At 40.9% G+C, this 17,549-nt stretch carries 12 protein-coding genes; 10 read left to right on the top strand and 2 right to left on the bottom strand.

Going from position 1 to position 17,549, the window contains the following annotated elements; all coding sequences use genetic code 11:
* The first annotated feature begins 19 nt into the window (after window positions 1-19).
* From FTU39_RS03730 to FTU39_RS03710, 5 genes are all read left to right on the top strand, one after another.
* On the top strand, window positions 20-748 hold the full coding sequence (locus tag FTU39_RS03730; protein WP_096900943.1) for a HesA/MoeB/ThiF family protein: 729 nt from the start codon (window positions 20-22) through the stop codon (window positions 746-748).
* Between the two features lie 58 nt (window positions 749-806).
* Window positions 807-2,105 carry an AarF/ABC1/UbiB kinase family protein gene (locus FTU39_RS03725; protein WP_026438367.1) on the top strand — a complete coding sequence of 433 codons (1,299 nt, stop codon included), beginning with the start codon at window positions 807-809 and terminating at the stop codon, window positions 2,103-2,105.
* 152 nt (window positions 2,106-2,257) lie between these two features.
* Window positions 2,258-2,638 carry a dihydroneopterin aldolase gene (gene folB / locus FTU39_RS03720; RefSeq protein ID WP_004973210.1) on the top strand — a complete coding sequence of 127 codons (381 nt, stop codon included), beginning with the start codon at window positions 2,258-2,260 and terminating at the stop codon, window positions 2,636-2,638.
* Window positions 2,595-3,032 carry a 2-amino-4-hydroxy-6-hydroxymethyldihydropteridine diphosphokinase gene (locus tag FTU39_RS03715; RefSeq protein WP_180051740.1) on the top strand — a complete coding sequence of 146 codons (438 nt, stop codon included), beginning with the start codon at window positions 2,595-2,597 and terminating at the stop codon, window positions 3,030-3,032. The genes folB and FTU39_RS03715 overlap by 44 nt, the downstream gene beginning before the upstream one ends.
* 253 nt (window positions 3,033-3,285) lie before the next feature.
* A complete protein-coding gene (locus tag FTU39_RS03710) occupies window positions 3,286-3,621 on the top strand; it encodes a hypothetical protein (protein ID WP_180051739.1) in 336 nt (111 codons plus the stop codon).
* Between the two features lie 266 nt (window positions 3,622-3,887).
* Here the strand turns inward: FTU39_RS03710 and coq7 are convergent, their stop codons facing one another.
* Together coq7 and FTU39_RS03700 are read right to left on the bottom strand one after the other, a co-directional pair.
* Window positions 3,888-4,523 carry a 2-polyprenyl-3-methyl-6-methoxy-1,4-benzoquinone monooxygenase gene (coq7, locus tag FTU39_RS03705; protein WP_004973212.1) on the bottom strand — a complete coding sequence of 212 codons (636 nt, stop codon included), beginning with the start codon at window positions 4,521-4,523 and terminating at the stop codon, window positions 3,888-3,890.
* 4 nt (window positions 4,524-4,527) lie between these two features.
* Complete coding sequence (locus FTU39_RS03700; RefSeq protein WP_180008506.1) at window positions 4,528-5,847, bottom strand: MFS transporter; 1,320 nt, start codon at window positions 5,845-5,847, stop codon at window positions 4,528-4,530.
* Window positions 5,848-6,019: 172 nt separating this feature from the next.
* Here FTU39_RS03700 and FTU39_RS03695 point away from each other — a divergent pair, with 172 nt between their 5' ends.
* The 5 genes from FTU39_RS03695 (at window position 6,020) to FTU39_RS03675 (ending at window position 17,237) form a co-directional block, all read left to right on the top strand.
* Window positions 6,020-8,824 carry an autotransporter assembly complex family protein gene (locus FTU39_RS03695; protein ID WP_180051738.1) on the top strand — a complete coding sequence of 935 codons (2,805 nt, stop codon included), beginning with the start codon at window positions 6,020-6,022 and terminating at the stop codon, window positions 8,822-8,824.
* 21 nt (window positions 8,825-8,845) lie between these two features.
* Window positions 8,846-13,357: a translocation/assembly module TamB domain-containing protein gene (locus FTU39_RS03690; RefSeq protein ID WP_180051737.1), complete on the top strand. Its 4,512-nt coding sequence runs from the start codon at window positions 8,846-8,848 to the stop codon at window positions 13,355-13,357.
* A gap of 114 nt (window positions 13,358-13,471) precedes the next feature.
* Window positions 13,472-13,831, top strand: a complete 360-nt coding sequence (locus tag FTU39_RS03685) for a hypothetical protein (RefSeq protein WP_004973219.1) — start codon at window positions 13,472-13,474, stop codon at window positions 13,829-13,831.
* A 200-nt stretch (window positions 13,832-14,031) separates the two neighbouring features.
* Complete coding sequence (locus FTU39_RS03680; RefSeq protein ID WP_004973220.1) at window positions 14,032-14,301, top strand: hypothetical protein; 270 nt, start codon at window positions 14,032-14,034, stop codon at window positions 14,299-14,301.
* Between the two features lie 296 nt (window positions 14,302-14,597).
* Window positions 14,598-17,237, top strand: a complete 2,640-nt coding sequence (locus tag FTU39_RS03675; protein ID WP_096900892.1) for a bifunctional aconitate hydratase 2/2-methylisocitrate dehydratase — start codon at window positions 14,598-14,600, stop codon at window positions 17,235-17,237.
* Window positions 17,238-17,549 lie beyond the last annotated feature (312 nt).

The following is a 17,549-nucleotide window of genomic DNA, read 5'->3' as shown; positions in this document are numbered from 1 at the left end:
GGAATTGAGCGATGCAGAAATGCATCTATATAGCCGACAAATTTTATTGGATGGCTGGGATATTGAAGCCCAAGAAAAATTAAAACTGGCCAACGTACTTGTTGTGGGGTGTGGCGGGATTGGCTGTTTAAGCGCAGAATTACTTGCACGTGCAGGCGTGGGAAAAATCACTCTGATTGATGCTGATGTGATTGAAACCAGTAATTTGCAACGACAAATCGCCTATACCCCCGCAGATTTAGGCTTTTATAAGGCCGAAATTCTCGCAAAAAGATTAATGCAAATTAATCCTTATATCGAGATTGTTTGTTTAACCACGCTGTTAGATGCGCAAAATGCAGGCACTTTAGTTGCCCAACAAGACCTAGTTTTAGATGGTTGTGATAATTTCAGTACCCGATATTTGGTCAATCAATATTGCCGACAATTGAATGTACCTTTACTCAGTGCCTCTGCCATTGGTTTTCAAGGGCAAATGTTCATGGTCGAAGGTGATTCTGCTTGCTATGAATGTCTGTTCCCGAAAGAACAACATGCCAATGAAAGTTTGCGCTGCGCTGACAGTGGCGTATTGGCAACCACTCCCAACGTCATGGCCAGTTTACAAGCGCATCATGCCTTATTGTACTTGGGTTTAGGCAACACCGCGCTGAAACAAAAGCTATTACTTTGGGATGGTTTAAGCATGAAACAACGCTTATTGTCGTTTGATCAAGACCACAACTGTCCAGTTTGTCAGGCAAGATAGCCTTTTTACTTGGCAATTTTTTGTTAAACTCTCACTACTTTAATATGACTCAGACATGATGAAAAATAATATCTGGTTAGATGGTTTACGTTCAGTTGCTCGCATGGGTGAAACTGCCGTAGTGGCAGCCAAAGCAGGCATTAAATATGCCACTGAAAAGCCAAGTAATGCCAAACTCATGCGCGAAACATTTGAATCTTTAGGTTCAACCTACATTAAACTTGGGCAGTTTATTGCCAGTACACCGTCATTGTTCCCACGTGAATATGTCGAAGAATTTCAAGGTTGTTTAGACCAAACTCCAACTTTACCGTTTAGCTATGTACAGCAAGTATTGGCATCTGAATTTGCAGGGCGCAATTTAGATGAAATATTTGCCTCAATAGATGAAAAGCCTTTAGCTTCAGCATCTATCGCACAAGTACATGCTGCAAAATTGGTGAGTGGCGAAGATGTAGTGATTAAAGTGCAAAAACCGGGTGTAGAAACCATTCTCTATACCGATTTAAACGTCTTGCACTGGGCGACTAAACTGCTCGAAAAAGCTGTACCTAAAGTCAAATTTGCGTCATTGGCCGATATTGTCGAAGAAATCAAAACCCGTATGGTGCGTGAAGTCGACTTTATTGAAGAAGCACGTAACCTAGATGATTTTATTAATTATCTGAATTTAACCCAAAATACAAAAGCCACTGCACCTAAGGTCTATCATCAATATTCCACCCGTCGCGTATTGACCATGCAGCGTTTGTATGGCGTACCTTTGACCGATTTTGACGTGGTGAAACAAGTATCTAACGATCCATCGCAAGTGTTGATTACTGCCATGAATACATGGTTTGGTAGCTTGATGATGTGTAACAGTTTCCATGCCGATTTACACGCAGGCAACCTGATGTTGCTTGAAGATGGGCGTGTCGGCTTTATTGATTTTGGTATTGTTGGACAGCTGAATCCTGAAGTGTGGACTGCATGTATGGCTTTTATGGATGCTCTACAAAATACCAACTACACGCTTATGGCTGAAAATATGCTCAAAATGGGCATGACCGACAAGCAAATTGATACTCAGGTTTTGGCAGCAGATTTAGAGCGTTTATTTAGTGGCGTATTGCTGGCCGATCCTCAAGAGTTGCTGACTTCTAACCCTGCCGATTTAAATGACATTATGCTCGATATGGTTGCTGTGGGTGAGCGTCATGGGATTCGTTTCCCGCGTGACTTTGCTTTACTGTTCAAGCAAATGCTGTACTTTGACCGTTTCATGCGCGTTTTAGCACCTTATACCGATATTTATGCCGATCAACGATTGCAGATGGTACAAAGCATTGATCCGAATTTGTTGTTAAAGCATTAATTATCCATATTGGTCGAATCAAGCTTTCTGGTTGCATATTTTAAAGCCACCGATCTTTTGTTTTATGAGTTCAGTGTGGCTTTAAAATACGGAAAATATCCCTTTCAATAGACAGAGATAGAAGGATTTAAAATGAAATATAGAGTGTGGTCATGGATGCAATTATCATTGAAGGCTTAAAGGTAGAAACAGTCGTCGGCTGTTTTGCATGGGAGCGTCAGATTCAACAACCGCTTATGTTGGATTTGATTATTGCCACCAATTTAAGCCAAGCTGCAGCTTCAGATGAGTTGCAAGACACGCTCAATTATGCAGAAATTTGCAGCATTTCAGCGCAAGTGATTCAGCAGGCTGCGCCCAAATTGATTGAGCATGCCGCACAATTGGTATTGGATGCACTTTTTACGACTTTTGCCGCCATTGAATCCATTACCATCACCATTCGCAAACCTGCCATTATTCCAGAAGCCAATTCTGTAGGAATTCGTCTTGAACGCCACCGAAACGATTTTTGCCCTCGCTCTGGCGAGTAACTGCGAAGCACCGCGTCAGTTTAAAAATGCCTATCAGCAAATTGCTGCATTGGGTGAAGTGCATTTTTCGCACATTTATCTGATTCCGTGCCGTGATGGAATTGGTGCAGACTATTGGAATTCTGCTTGTTTGCTAAAAAGCCGTTTAAGCTTTGAGCATCTAAACGTCATCCTTCAGGAATTGGAAGTTGCAGCAGGGCGTGTGCGTCCATCGCATGATATTCCGCTGGATATTGATATTATTGCGTGGGGTGAAAATTTAGCTCAAATGCAATTCAATCCGAAAAAACTGCCACTGGCTTTAGATGTTAAAATTCCAATGTGGGATATTTGGCAAGATGAGGCTTTTGTGCATCCAGAGCATGACTACCCAATTGTGAGTTGTGAAGAGTAAATTAAAATACTAGATTTCTTTTATAAGTCTTCTTTAAATTATCATTTAGTACATAGTTATCCTCTTGGAGAATAGTCTTAACTGGGGTGGAGGGACTTTCAATACTCATGATCTATGATTAATTATTGATTTATGAAAGTGTCTTGATCTTAGCTATTTAGTTTACGGTAATTAGTATTAAAGCTTTTTAAAACAATATATAAGCTGGTATTATATTTTATAATTTAGTTACTTAAATATACTTTTTGATAATATGTCTTACGAAGCAATAAAAGAACTAGCTCTACAATTGGGATATCGAGATAAATTGAAATTGGCTCAACTTCTTATTCAAGTCGCAAGAAAAGAAGAAGAGGAACAATATGTAGAAAAAGTCCAACAAGAAGATGAGGTCATAGATGTTGATTATGTTTCTGAACGCTTACTTAAAAGTCGCCCTTCTAAGCAGAAATCTTTAGAAAATTTTATTGATGCAATGTTTCAGTTCAAAGGATCAATTTCTGAAGAAGAGAGAGGAAAGATAATTACTCAACTACAAAAGAAAAAAATTTTAAGATTAGAAAATAGTAAGGTTATTTATCTTGTTTAAAGTTTGAAATTATGACGTATACAAGGGATCAAGTTAATTTAAAATTGACTTGATTCAAATTACCGTGTTGTTTAAAAAACCATATTTTTCTGTATTTATACGGCTTTGCACTTAAAAACTATCCACAAATTCTGCGGATAAATCTTGGGATAACTCACAAACGGCTCTTTCTTTGTTATGTCTTGATCGTTTTAATTGAGCTATTTTTCTATTTGTTGGCATAAAAAAACGCCCACAATCGTGAGCGTTTAAGTGTTATCAATTCATTAAATATAATAACTGGTCTTGGTCATGAGTTTGGAAATCGCAGTCATGGTCAAACGTACAGGTACAGGCAAATCTACACCACCTGCTTTGAGCGCCGTATCGCGATGATGCAATTCATCTTCATTCATTTGGACTAGAATTTTACGTGAACGATCATCTTGTTCAGGCAATTGGCTAATATGATGTTCTAAATGCAAGCTGACTTGACGTTCAGTTTCTGCCACAAAACCCAAACTGTATTTATCGCCCGCAATACCTGCAATTGCACCCATCCCAAAAGACAAGCCATACCATACAGGATTAAGCAAACTGGTGTGACTGTCTAACTCTTTTAAGCGGTCTTCGCACCACGCCAAATGGTCTTGTTCTTCAATTGCAGCCTGTTCCATTTCACGACGTACATTGGGCAATTTCGCAGTTAAAGCCTGACCGTGATATAAGGCTTGTGCACAGACTTCACCACTATGGTTTACTCGCATTAAGCCTGCAACATGACGTGCTTCACTCACAGCCAATTTGGTTTCAACCGTATTGCCCGGGTTTTCACGTTGAGCCGAAGTTGTGCCAGGTACTAAACTACGTAAGGCTTGGTCAAATGAATGAATAAACTTGTCGATGCCTGTGTAATGACGCATGAAATTAATCCTCCAAAGAGTCCTGTGCAGTATCTAACATTGGCTTGAGCTTTAACAAGAGCCAAAAGGTGAAAACAGCACTTAAAACAGCCGTAATACTAAATAAAATTTTTAAATCAATTTTTAAAATGCTTAAAATTAAAATCGAAAAAATGGCAGATGACACCATAAATACCGCATTTAAAATATTGTTGGCTGCGACCACACGTGCGCGGTGCGAGCGAGGGGAATAGGCTTGCATCATGGCATACAAGGGCACAATGTAAAAACCGCCACTAATGCCCAGTAAAGTGACTGCACACATGACATGATAATAACTCCAGCCTTGCTGAAAGACTTCGGCTAAGCCCAGTAGTGCGCCTGTTTTTTCTGGTACAAAAGCCAATGTGCCTGCCAAATAAAAAGCAAAGACGGTTAAACCGACTGCGCCAATAGGCACCATTTTAATATTGACCTCGGTACCGCCTATTTTACGGCAGAGCAAAGAACCTACGCCAATACCGACAGAAAAGAGTGTCAGTAATAAACTCACCACATTTTCAGAAGCATGCAAGTTTTGTTGAGTGAGTTGTGGAATTTGGGTTAAATACGTTGCCCCATAAAACCAATACCAAGAGTTTCCAAGTAAGATCAAAAAAATCATCGGCAGGCTTTTGGCATATTTTAAAGTCTGGAAACTGGTGCGGAAAAAATTCCAGTCAATTTGAATGTCGGGTGCCGTGACGCGCTGCGTCAGCACAAAACGACTTGAGGCATAACCAATTAGTGCAATAATCACCACAGTTAAGCTAATCCAGACTAAATTGCCTGCAGATACTGAAATCACTGCACCGCCTAAAATCATCCCCAATAAAATTGCAATGGATGTACCTGACTGGAAAATTGCATTGCCTGACATCAGTTCATGCGGTTTGAGTACTTCAGGCAAAATGGCATATTTGATTGGGCCAAAAAAGGTCGATTGTGCACCCATTAAAAACAAGGCCATCAGCAACAGCCACAAATTTCCTAAAATAAAACCAACGGTACCAATCAGCATGATGATAATTTCAAGCAGTTTGATGGCACGTACCAATTGAGCGCGTTCATACTTGTCTGCCAATTGTCCTGCGGTGGCAGAAAAAATGAAATAGGGCAAAATAAACAGCAGGGCTGCCAAATTGTTCAGGGTGCTGACATTTGCAGATTGTTGGCTAATCCAGCCATAGGTAAAGACCAAAAGCAGCGCTTGTTTATACACATTATCATTGAGTGCGCCAAAAAATTGAGTGAGAAACATCGGCAAAAAGCGACGACTCTTTAACAAATGTTCATTTTTTTTCATGCGTGATTAACTTCGTTTAGTTTTATTAAGAAATGTGACCACTTGATATAATTGTACAGAAAATCATGTATGATGTTTCAAGTATTTCACTAATGAAAAAATCGAACAAATAGTGTTTATACGTGGGTTGATTGGGGTTTATCCAAAAAATTAAATCAGTTTAGAGTTTTTTATGCTTGTAAATACAAACTTTAAAAAATCAGTACTGTGTTCCAGTATGCATGCAATTTTATGCTGGAATATGCCGAAAAAGCTCGGACTAAGTCTGTTTTTAGGTTTAGTTGCATCCTCAAGTTTTGCAGAAAGTCTTAAGGTATCTAACTCCAACACCCAACTCGCTGAAAATCCTACATCACTGCAGACTCCAACTACAGAAGAAGCACAAAATTTAGCTGAAGAAATTAAACAACTGGCAGCAGCACAAGGTAAAGACAGTGCCCAAGATCTACAAAAAATAGAAGAAGCTTTAGAGCAAGCGCAAACACCTGAATTTAATAGTCTAGAAATGCTGCAACAGCAACAACAGGCAGGGGCATCTTTTGCTGAATTTCAGCCTATCGAATTTGAAGACTTAGAAGATTTACCCATTGCACCTGTAGATCAGGGGCTTGCCAATGAAATTTTTCAGGTGGCAGAACAAGCCAAACAAGAAGCGATGCTAGACCGCAATGGTCAAGTGCCAGAAACGTTGGTTCAAGACGCAACACAGCAGGAGCTACTGCAAATTGATCAAGCGCCTGTAAATGTCGATCAGCTCATAACCAATATTCAGGCAGACAGTAATTTTGTAGTGGAAGCCAATCCTAACGATACCTTAATGACTGAATTGGGCTGGATGACGCAGGTCGAAAATGCCGATAAACTCGGTTTTTTCAGACGTTTACTGTATAAAGTCCGTCCACCGCGGGAGCTAAATACAGCCAAAGTGCCGCGTATTAGTGCAGATGTAGTCATTACCGCAAAAGGCGCCAATGGTACACAAAACTCAATTGGAGAGGTATCGCCCGATGCTTATCGTACAGCGGTAGATCAGTTAAGTGCCAATATTAAGGCCAAACTGTCCAGTTTTACCCAGGAGTCTTTTGCAGATTTTCCATCGGCATTGCCGCAACTGCGTACGTTGTCAAATCAGGCTGCGCAGGCGGTGGGTTTTTATAATGCCGAGTTTAAGTTTGAAAAACTCAGTGATAGCCGCGTGCGTGTGCAGGTTGTGCCAAATCCACCTGTGGCGATTAAACAGCAAAATATTGAATTTACAGGTGAAGGACAATACGAGGCACAATTTCAGGTTATTGGTGTCTTGCCTGATCAAGAAGTAGATGATGTGTTTAATCATGGTTTGTATGAGCAAACCAAAAAACGAATTACCGATGCCGCTTCAGATAACGGTTATTTTGACAGTTACTGGCGTTTGCATGACGTTAAAGTCGCTCAACCTCAAAATACAGCCGATATCAATTTACGTTATGAAACAGGCGAGCGTTATAAACTCGGAAATGTTGAATTTCGTATGAGCGATCCAAATCAAGAATTCCCTTTGGATATGGATATTCTGCAAAGTATGGTCACTTGGCAGGACAATGCTGACTATACTTTTTGGCGTGTAAATGGTTTGGCCAATAACCTCACCAACTCGCGTTATTTCAACTACACCTTAGTTGATACGATCCGTCCTGATCCTGTCGAGTATCCTTTGGAATTACCGCCTGATATTCAGGCTTTGGTCGATCAACAAAAACTCTCTGTTTACGATGCCACAGTCGTCGATCAAAAACGGGTGGTGTCATCTCAGGAAGTGACGCAATCTGTGGTGAATGAAGCTGAGTTTGCAGGCACAGAAGAAGGTGCGAGCAACGATAAGCTGCGCATGCTACAAGCACAGCAAGAAGACAAACAATCAGAAGAAGAACGCTTAAAACAACAGGCACGTATCGACAAAAAAATTCCTGTGATTGTGACTTTAAATGCAGACCGCTTAAATAGTGCCGAAGTCGGTGCGGGTTACGGAACTGACACAGGCGTACGTTTGCGTGGGCAATATCGCCGTGCCATTGTCAATAAACGTGGTCACTCTTTCGATGCCAACTTGGAGCTTTCACAAATTCGTCAAGCCATTGATGGACGCTATAACATTCCTTATAACCATCCACTGAATGATTATGTCGCGTTGGTTGGCGGTTATGAGCGTGAAGAACGTGACGATGTTGCACAAGGTGGCGGCTTGATGATTGAATCTGCGGTTGCAGGTGTAGACCGTGTGATTAAAAACCCAATGGGCAGTTGGCAACATACTTTTGGCTTGCGTTATCGACTGGATCGCTTAACTGAAGATGGCACTGTATTTTTGGAAAAAGTGCCTGATGCCTTTATTGCCAATGGTGATGTCGAGCAACAATCGTTATTGCTTGGCTATGAAGTTTCACGTACCGACAGTAACCGTCGTGTTAACCCAAGCAAAGGTTTCCGCCAAATTTATAAAATAGAACTGGGGAGTGAATCACTGCTCAGCGATGCAGATTTAGCCATTCTAAATGCAGGTTGGCGTTTTATTTATTCATTGGGTGAAAATGACGATCATCAGTTTGTCGGACGCAGTGACTTAGGTTATATCTACACCGAAGATTTTAATAAAGTGCCTTATAATTTGCGTTATTTTACTGGTGGTGACCAGTCTTTACGTGGCTTTGACTACAAGTCTTTAACACCACAAATTGAAGGCTTTAAAATTGGAGGTCAGGCTTTGGCGGTTGGTTCATTAGAATATAACTATCAATTTAAAGAGGGGTGGCGCGCAGCAGTATTTAGTGATTTTGGTAATGCTTACGATAAAGACTTTAGCAACGACACCGAATATAGCGTAGGTTTGGGGGTACGTTGGGCATCACCAATTGGCCCAATTCGGATTGATGTGGCTTCTGGTATTTCAGATGATAACCATCCAATCCGTTTACATTTCTTTATTGGCTCTCAACTATAAATTTAAGACTTAGAGAACATTATGGCTGAAGTTGAACAGCAACCAGAAACTCCAGTAACGCCACCTAAAAAGCGTCGAATACTCAGGAGTGTTTTACTGTCACTGCTGTTGATGCTGGTTTTATTGGTGTCCGCTTTGGTGGTGATGTTCTCAACAGACCGTGGCTCAAAGTTCTTATTAGACAGCGTATTGCAGCGCCAAGAAATTATTCATTATGAATATGAAGGCGGTAATTTATGGCGCGGGATTATTCTGCGCAATATCATCGTCAGTTTAAAACCTGTTGATGTCAAAATTGACCGTGCCGATGTCATTCTTGGTTGGCGTGCCATTTTAGATAAAGAAATCCATCTCAATCGTGCCGATGTGCGTAATCTGCGGATTTATCCGAAAGGCCCACCAAGTGATGATCCATTCAAATTCAATGAAATTCGCTTACCTTTTGTTTTGCGTTTAGATACTGCCGATGTCGATCATTTATTGATTCAAACCGCCTCTGGTACGCAGGTTGATTTTTACGATATTCATTTAAATAATGCCTTGTGGTCGGGTACAGAACTGAAATTTGAAGATTCCAATATGGATATGGGATATTTGAATGTACGCAATGCCACAGGCGATATGAAATTTGAAGGTAAATATCCGCTTAATGTGGTGGGTGATTTAAATATTCCCTCTTTACATGACAGCTTAAATATTCACGATATTAAAGTAGTAGGCAAAGGCACACTCGACACGATTCAGGCGGGTGTTGCAACAAATACGCCTGATTTGCTCACGGGATGGGTAGTGTTGCATCCAATGCGTAAGCAAGTGCCAATGTTTGGTGAGTTACAATTTAAAAACTACCGTTGGCCTATTTTGACCGAGCAGGAACTTTTTACCCAAGCAGGTGCAGCTAAATTTAAAGGCGATATCAAGCGTTTAGATATTGATGTCAATACGGATTTGAGCGGTAAACACATCCCTAAAGGTCAATATACAGGTCTGATGTATACCGATTTAGTTCATCAACTGAATATCAGTAATTTAAATGCACAACTTATGCAAGGTGCTGCCAATGTAGCGGGCATTGTCAGTTGGGATAAAAAAGTCAATTGGGATTTAACAGGACGTCTGGATAAAATTAATCCTAAAGATCCACTAATTCCTCAAGTGGTCAAAGACTTTTTACCGCCAAGTTTAGATGCCAATTTAGCATCTAAAGGTCATTTGGAAAAAGGCACACACTTAACTGCACAAGTCGATTTTGACCAATATGAAACTTGGAATTTAAAACTCGATCAAAAACCTGCGCAGGGCAAAGCGGCAAATCCGATGTTGCTTGATGTGCGCTGGAACAACATAGACCGTGCTGTGCCGTATGTGGGTTGGTTGAAAAGTGAATCGGGTGATGTGCAATTGGCCTTGGTAGAAGGTCAGCAAGATATTTTTGTGGCGAGTAAAGTCAGCACACATGAAAAAACCATGTTACCTGCGGGCATGTACCAAGCCAAATTGAATTTAAAGAATAATCGTTTAAATATTCCTAATTTTAAATTTGATACTGCAGATAGTCATTTGGCAGGCAGCGCCGTCATTAATTTACCAACTGATAAACGTCAGTTGAAATGGAATGCGGTATTGGCTGCGAAAAACTTTAATCCGCAAAGTATCAGCACCGCAGCACCTGTTAATGTGTTAAATGGGCAGTTTAAAGCCAATGGTTTTGCATTGCCGAATCAGCAAATTATTCATTTGAAAGATATTAATTTGACAGGGCGTTTGGTCAATCAAAATGAAAACGTACATTTAACTGGGCAAAGCACCATCGCTTTATTGTTCCATGATGTGAAAGCTGGTGGTGGCTTTAAAAGTTTTGCCGTGAATTATGATGGTGGGTTAAATGCCAGTGCCATTCAAGGCAGTGAAGGACATTTAAAACTAAAATTATCGGGTACGCTGGAACTAATTAAAATTAGCGACTTACGCCATAATGGTGTTGCAGGGCAAATTGTGGCGGATGGTTTGCTGCATTTGAATCAGGGGGTGAGCTGGAATTTAAACGCTTCTTTAATTCGCTTTAAGCCGCACTATTTTGTGTCCAGTGTACGTGGTGAATTATCGGGCAATATTCGCACTCAAGGTATTTGGTCAGACACTCAAAAACGGATCAACATTGAACGTCTGAATTTGGCAGGCATGCTCAATAATAAACCTGTACGTGGTACGGGGAATTTAGCCATGTTGATTGATGCTAATCAAAAAGGCTTTTTACCACAACAGTTTGAAGCCAATAATCTATTTTTGTCTTATGCCAAAAATCAGTTACAAGCAACGGGGAATGCACAAAATCTGCGTATTAAAGTCAATGCGCCTGCTTTATACGAAATCTATTCAGGTTTACGTGGACGTGCGTATGGCTATATCAATGTGCAGTCGCAGCCACGCTTACAAGCCACTGCCAATTTCGCTGTTGATCAGTTCAGCCTCAATAATATTTTCAGCGTGCGTAAGTTGCGCTTACAAGGTGAATTGCCAACTTCTGAAAATACGCCAACGCTGATGACGGCATCCATGGAAAATTTACGCAGTGGTAACCGTGGCATTGAGCAAGGGCAGATTTCTTTAGCAGGCACACGTCAGGCGCATATTTTAAAACTGGAAGCTGAAAATAAGTTGAGTAAGTTTTATGTGCAATTGGCGGGTGGTTTAAATGCACAAAATGATTGGATGGGACAAATTCAGAAAGGGGATTTTGACTCCTTAAGAACCCATTTGGCACAGCGCCAAAACGCGGCCGTGATATATCAACATAGAACCAGTGAGTTGTATGTTGGTGCGCATTGTTGGATGAGTCAGCAAAGCCAATTGTGTTTTGATCAACCTATTCGTGTGAGTAAAACCAAAGCCAATGCATCATTTGTGACTCAAAACTTAGACTTAAATGACTTTTCTGCATTTATGCCTGAAGGTTTGGCGATTACAGGCAAGGTTAATGGGTATGCCAAAGCGGCGTGGGCAAAAGGACAGAAGCCAAAAATTGATGCACATTTGGTCACGCGTGATGGCGTCATTGGACTTGCTGCGGACGATCCACAAGATATAGGCTCAACCTTGCGCTATGAACAAGTGGCTGTGGTCGCAAAAAGCATTGCCGAAGGCTTGAAATTACGCATAGATGTGAAAACACCTGAAATTGGTACAGGTTATGCCAATGTGCTGATTGATCCTTACACTAAAAACATGCCAATGCGCGGTGAAATTGCCTTTGATCAGGTACAACTTAAAGTTTTTAAACCGTTTATTGCCGATGTGCGATCAATGGCAGGCATTTTGTCCTTTGCTGGCAAGATCAATGGGACTTTAACTTCACCATTGCTCACAGGTGAAATGCGCCTGAAAGATGGTGCGATCAGCATGATTTCGTTACCTGTAAATCTGACCAATGTGCAGGTCTATTCCTCTATCCGCCAAGATCAGGCCAGTATTAATGGCGCATTTAACAGCGGTGGTGGTGTAGGGCGTTTAACAGGCAGTGTAGATTGGAAAAATGATCCGCGTATTCAGTTAAATTTAAACGGTAAAGATTTATTGATTCGTCAAGCACCGCTGATTACTGCAATGATTACGCCAGATGTATCCTTAGATGTTTTACCTTTCCAGAAAAAACTGAGTTTAAAAGGCCGTGTAGATGTACCACGGGCTTTAATTTCTATGCCTGAAGTATCGGCACCTGTGGTTAACGTTTCTTCGGATGTGCGTGTGGTGCATGAAGGACAAGATCAACTGGCATTGTTACGTTCAGCTCGTCCGTGGGATATTCGTGCCGATCTTGAACTGAATTTGGGTGATCGAGTTATTTTCCAAGGTTTTAATAGCCGTATTCCATTGATTGGACGTTTGTATTTATCTCAACGTGGTTTAGAAACTACGATGCGTGCCAATGGTGCGATTGGGGTCAGCCAGCGTGTGAAAATTGAAGCCTATGGACAAAGTCTGGATTTGAACCGTGCCATTGCGCGTTTTAATGGCCCAATTTCTAACCCAACTTTAGATATGGATGCCAATAAAAATGTACAGGGCAGCATGGTCGGCTTTAGAGTTACAGGCACAGCCAGTAGTCCGAACATTCAAGTGTATAACGATGCAGGCTTATCTGAACAAGAAGCATTAAATGCCTTGATTACAGGTCGTATCAATGAAGGTACTAGTGGTTTGAGTCAGACTGAAAGCTTTAAGTCTGATGTCAATAATACCATTGCCGCGGCAGGTATTAGTATGGGATTGGGTGGTACACGTGCCTTGACCAATCAAATTGGACGTACATTCGGTTTAAGTGGTTTGGCACTTGATGCCCAAGGTACAGGCGATGATACCCAAGTCAGTTTGACGGGTTATATCACCCCAGACTTGTTTATTCGTTATGGCGTGGGGGTTTTCACACCTGTCAATAAGTTGACTTTGCGTTATCAAATGAATAAACGACTGTATTTGGAAGCTAGTCAAGCTTTAGAACGCGCCGTGGATATTTTCTATAACTGGCGCTTCTAACGGCAACTTCACTTAAAAATGCGTTCAATCAGAGCGCATTTTTTAAGCTTGTACATGGATAGTTTCGTATTTATGCAAACTTTTGATTATCATAAGCACAACAGGAGAGCTTCAATGAAAAAGATTTTGGTGGTGACTGCAGTGCTTGCATTAATGGGCTGTGCAGAAAAGAAACCCTTAACCCCTGAAGAACAATGGCAAGGCTATTGCCGAAGTGTTGGCAATGCTGCGCGTACCATCATGCTAGATCGTCAAAATGCGATTGAAAAAGAACGTGCGATTGAGCATGCCAATAAAATTGAAGATGACATTACTCGTAATTTTATTTTAGAGATTATTGAGCAAGTCTATGCATTGCCACTTGAAGAAATTAATGGTGATGTTGATGCGGCACGTGAAAAAGTCCGTACGCAATTTACTGAAAAATGTATCGCGACACCGCATGATAAAATGCCTGATTACAAGCCGTTCTAAAAGAACGGTTTTTTTATGAATTAAAATTGAAATATGTTTTGTACCTCTATATCTTTTATCAAAAATAGCCTAAGTAAATAAAACGTCTAAAACTAAAATAAATAACAAATAAATTGTGACAAGTTCTAAATCTTAAAACTGGCAAAGCTTATCTTTTTCATGAATAATTAAAAAGATAACAAAAACAGTAGGAGCGCATAATGGAAGTGGTTGCTTACCTGCATAATGCAGATTTGCTCTTAGAAGATGAACAAGGTGTCGCGGTAATTGGCGGCAGTCATTATGTTTTAAGTTTAGGTGATCGGGTGTATTTACGTCAGCAAATTGATGCACCTGCAAAGATATATCAAGTTCAAATTTCATTTACCAGTGCAGAACACTGTATGCTGCATGAAGATGAAATTCAACTCAAGTTTGAAGGTAGTCGCGAACAATTACAGCACTATCTTCAAGCCACAACAGTACACTAAGGTGGAATATCATTCATTCATTAGAACAGGCAACATGAGTGTTGCCTTTTTTACGAGTTAAACTTTAGGCGAAAAGTTAGTGTACATACAGACAAAGTTAAAATTAAGTCGTGTTTTGTCTGTAAATTGAACAATATGCGCATCATTTAGTTATAAAATAATGGGCATCACAAAGAAACACTCTAGTTGCATTAACTTTTAACCGGAAGTTTAGTAAAATTTTGCAGTCCATATTGTTTGTGATGCTTTAAAAGCAGGAATTCACAAATAATTTTTTAAAAAAGAGGAATAACACCGTGCTAGAAGCTTACCGCCAACACGTTGAAGAACGTGCCGCACTCGGAGTCCCACCGAAGCCACTTGATGATGTGCAAACAGCTGCATTAGTTGAATTATTAAAAAATCCACCAGCAGGCGAAGAAGCTTATTTGGTTGATTTGATTGAAAACCGTGTACCTGCAGGTGTTGACCAAGCGGCATACGTTAAAGCTGCTTTCTTAGCTGCTGTAGCAAAAGGTGAAGCAACCTCTCCACTCGTTTCTAAAGAGCGCGCAGTTTACTTACTAGGTACAATGCTTGGTGGTTATAACGTAGCACCTTTAGTAGAGCTTTTAGACAATGCTGAATTGGCTGGCTTAGCAGCTGAAGCATTGAAAAACACTTTGCTTGTATTTGATGCGTTCCATGACGTAGCAGACAAAGCAAAAGCAGGTAACGAAAACGCGAAAGCAGTTTTACAATCTTGGGCTGATGCTGAATGGTTCACTAGCCGTAAAGATGTACCTGAAGAAATCAAACTTACAGTGTTTAAAGTTACTGGCGAAACCAACACTGACGACTTGTCACCTGCACAAGACGCATGGAGTCGTCCAGACATTCCATTGCACGCAAATGCAATGTTGAAAAACGTACGTGATGGCATCAACCCAGAAGTTCCTGGTGAAGTTGGTCCATTAAACCAAATCAAAGACCTTATCGCGAAAGGCAACCAAGTTGCTTACGTGGGTGACGTTGTTGGTACAGGTTCTTCTCGTAAGTCTGCAACTAACTCTGTACTTTGGTTCTTCGGTGATGAAATCGCGCACATTCCAAACAAAAAAGATGGCGGCTACTGCTTAGGTGGTAAAATTGCGCCAATCTTCTTTAACACAATGGAAGATGCGGGTGCTTTACCAGTAGAAATCGACGTTTCTAATATGAACATGGGTGATGAAATCACTCTTAAAATCGACCATGCTGCTGCTAAAGTAACAGCGTTCAAAGACGGCGCACAAATCGCTGAATCTGAACTTAAAACTCCAGTGCTTCTAGACGAAGTACGTGCAGGCGGTCGTATTAACTTGATCGTTGGTCGTGGTTTGACAGCTAAAGCGCGTGAAGCTTTAGGTCTTGCACCATCTACTTTGTTCCGTACTCCAGTACAACCTGAAAACACAGGCAAAGGCTTCACTCAAGCTCAAAAAATGGTAGGTCGCGCTTGTGGTCTTCCAGAAGGTCAAGGTGTTCGTCCAGGTACTTACTGCGAACCTAAGATGACTACTGTTGGTTCTCAAGATACAACAGGTCCAATGACACGTGACGAATTAAAAGATTTAGCTTGTTTAGGTTTCTCTGCAGACTTAGTAATGCAATCTTTCTGTCACACAGCTGCGTATCCAAAACCAGTTGACGTTCAAATGCAACACACGCTTCCTGACTTCATCATGAACCGTGGTGGTGTTTCTTTACGTCCAGGTGACGGTATTATCCACTCTTGGTTAAACCGTATGCTTCTTCCAGATACAGTAGGTACTGGTGGTGACTCGCATACTCGTTTCCCAATTGGTATTTCTTTCCCAGCGGGTTCTGGTCTTGTAGCGTTCGCTGCAGCAACTGGTGTTATGCCACTTGACATGCCTGAGTCTGTACTTGTGAAGTTCAAAGGTAAAATGCAGCCTGGTATCACTTTACGTGACCTTGTACATGCGATTCCTTACTACGCAATTAAAGAAGGTGACTTAACTGTAGAGAAGAAAGGTAAGAAAAACATCTTCTCTGGTCGTATCTTAGAAATCGACTTAACAGAAATGGAAACTGACTTAACAGTTGAACAAGCATTTGAATTGTCTGATGCTTCTGCTGAGCGTTCAGCTGCAGGTTGTTCTATCACACTTTCTGAAGAGAAAGTTGCTGAATACCTTCGTTCAAACATCACCATGCTTAAGTGGATGATTTCTGAAGGTTATGGCGATGCGCGTACTATGGCTCGTCGTGTTGAGAACATGGAAAAATGGTTAGCGAACCCATCACTTCTTAAAGCTGATGCTGACGCTGAATACACTAAAGTGTATGAAATTGACCTTGCAGACATCAAAGAACCAATCCTTTGCTGCCCGAACGATCCAGATGATGCAAAACTTCTTTCTGACGTTCAAGGTGACAAAATTGATGAAGTGTTCATCGGTTCTTGTATGACAAACATCGGCCACTTCCGTGCTGCTGGTAAGTTATTAGACAAAGTTCCTGGTGGTTCTTTATCTACTCGTCTATGGTTAGCGCCTCCAACTCGTATGGACGAGCGTCAACTTATGGAAGAAGGCTTCTACAACACTTATGGTAAAGCGGGTGCGCGTACAGAAATGCCAGGTTGTTCATTATGTATGGGTAACCAAGCACGTGTAGCACCGAACACAACTGTAGTATCTACTTCTACACGTAACTTCCCGAACCGTTTAGGTCAAGGTGCAAACGTTTACTTAGCTTCTGCTGAGCTTGCATCTGTTGCAGCGGTACTTGGTAAGTTACCAACACCAGAAGAATACCAACAGTACGCTTCTCAAATCGACAGCATGTCTGCTGACATCTACAAGTACTTGAACTTTGACCAGATGGAAAGCTACACAGACGCTGCTGCGAATGTAGACACCAAGAAAATTGCTGCTGCTCAGTTGACCTAAGTTAGGAAAAGCAAACGCAAGAGCAAATCTATGATTTGTTCGAGTGTTGAGCGATAAGCAAGATCAAATAAGGGCTGATTATTCAGCCCTTATTTTTATGTGTAAAATTTCAATCTAATAATGAATGACATTTAAAACAGCATAGATTGTGATATTTCAGCTTGCCTAGCTGATTTTAAAAATAGGGGCGTAAGCTATGAAATAAATTAGGATTTAACTTATTAAAACAATATAAATTTGCCTATCAATACCGTTCGTCATAAAATAATGTAAACTGCGTCACAAAATATAATGGATTAATGCTGGTATTCA

It is taken from the genome of Acinetobacter sp. YH12099, from assembly GCF_013419195.1.
GTDB classification, from domain to species: domain Bacteria; phylum Pseudomonadota; class Gammaproteobacteria; order Pseudomonadales; family Moraxellaceae; genus Acinetobacter; species Acinetobacter towneri.
This window is presented reverse-complemented; position numbering and strand designations above follow the sequence as displayed.

Excerpts from the sequence above, each read along its gene's own strand:
- FTU39_RS03730 (WP_096900943.1), top strand. The coding sequence starts at position 20 with ATGCATCTATATAGCCGACAAATTTTATTGGATGGCTGGGATATTGAA.
- FTU39_RS03725 (WP_026438367.1), top strand. The coding sequence starts at position 807 with ATGAAAAATAATATCTGGTTAGATGGTTTACGTTCAGTTGCTCGCATG.
- folB (WP_004973210.1), top strand. The coding sequence starts at position 2,258 with ATGGATGCAATTATCATTGAAGGCTTAAAGGTAGAAACAGTCGTCGGC.
- FTU39_RS03710 (WP_180051739.1), top strand. The coding sequence starts at position 3,286 with ATGTCTTACGAAGCAATAAAAGAACTAGCTCTACAATTGGGATATCGA.
- coq7 (WP_004973212.1), bottom strand. The coding sequence starts at position 4,523 with ATGCGTCATTACACAGGCATCGACAAGTTTATTCATTCATTTGACCAA.
- FTU39_RS03700 (WP_180008506.1), bottom strand. The coding sequence starts at position 5,847 with ATGAAAAAAAATGAACATTTGTTAAAGAGTCGTCGCTTTTTGCCGATG.
- FTU39_RS03695 (WP_180051738.1), top strand. The coding sequence starts at position 6,020 with ATGCTTGTAAATACAAACTTTAAAAAATCAGTACTGTGTTCCAGTATG.
- FTU39_RS03690 (WP_180051737.1), top strand. The coding sequence starts at position 8,846 with ATGGCTGAAGTTGAACAGCAACCAGAAACTCCAGTAACGCCACCTAAA.
- FTU39_RS03685 (WP_004973219.1), top strand. The coding sequence starts at position 13,472 with ATGAAAAAGATTTTGGTGGTGACTGCAGTGCTTGCATTAATGGGCTGT.
- FTU39_RS03680 (WP_004973220.1), top strand. The coding sequence starts at position 14,032 with ATGGAAGTGGTTGCTTACCTGCATAATGCAGATTTGCTCTTAGAAGAT.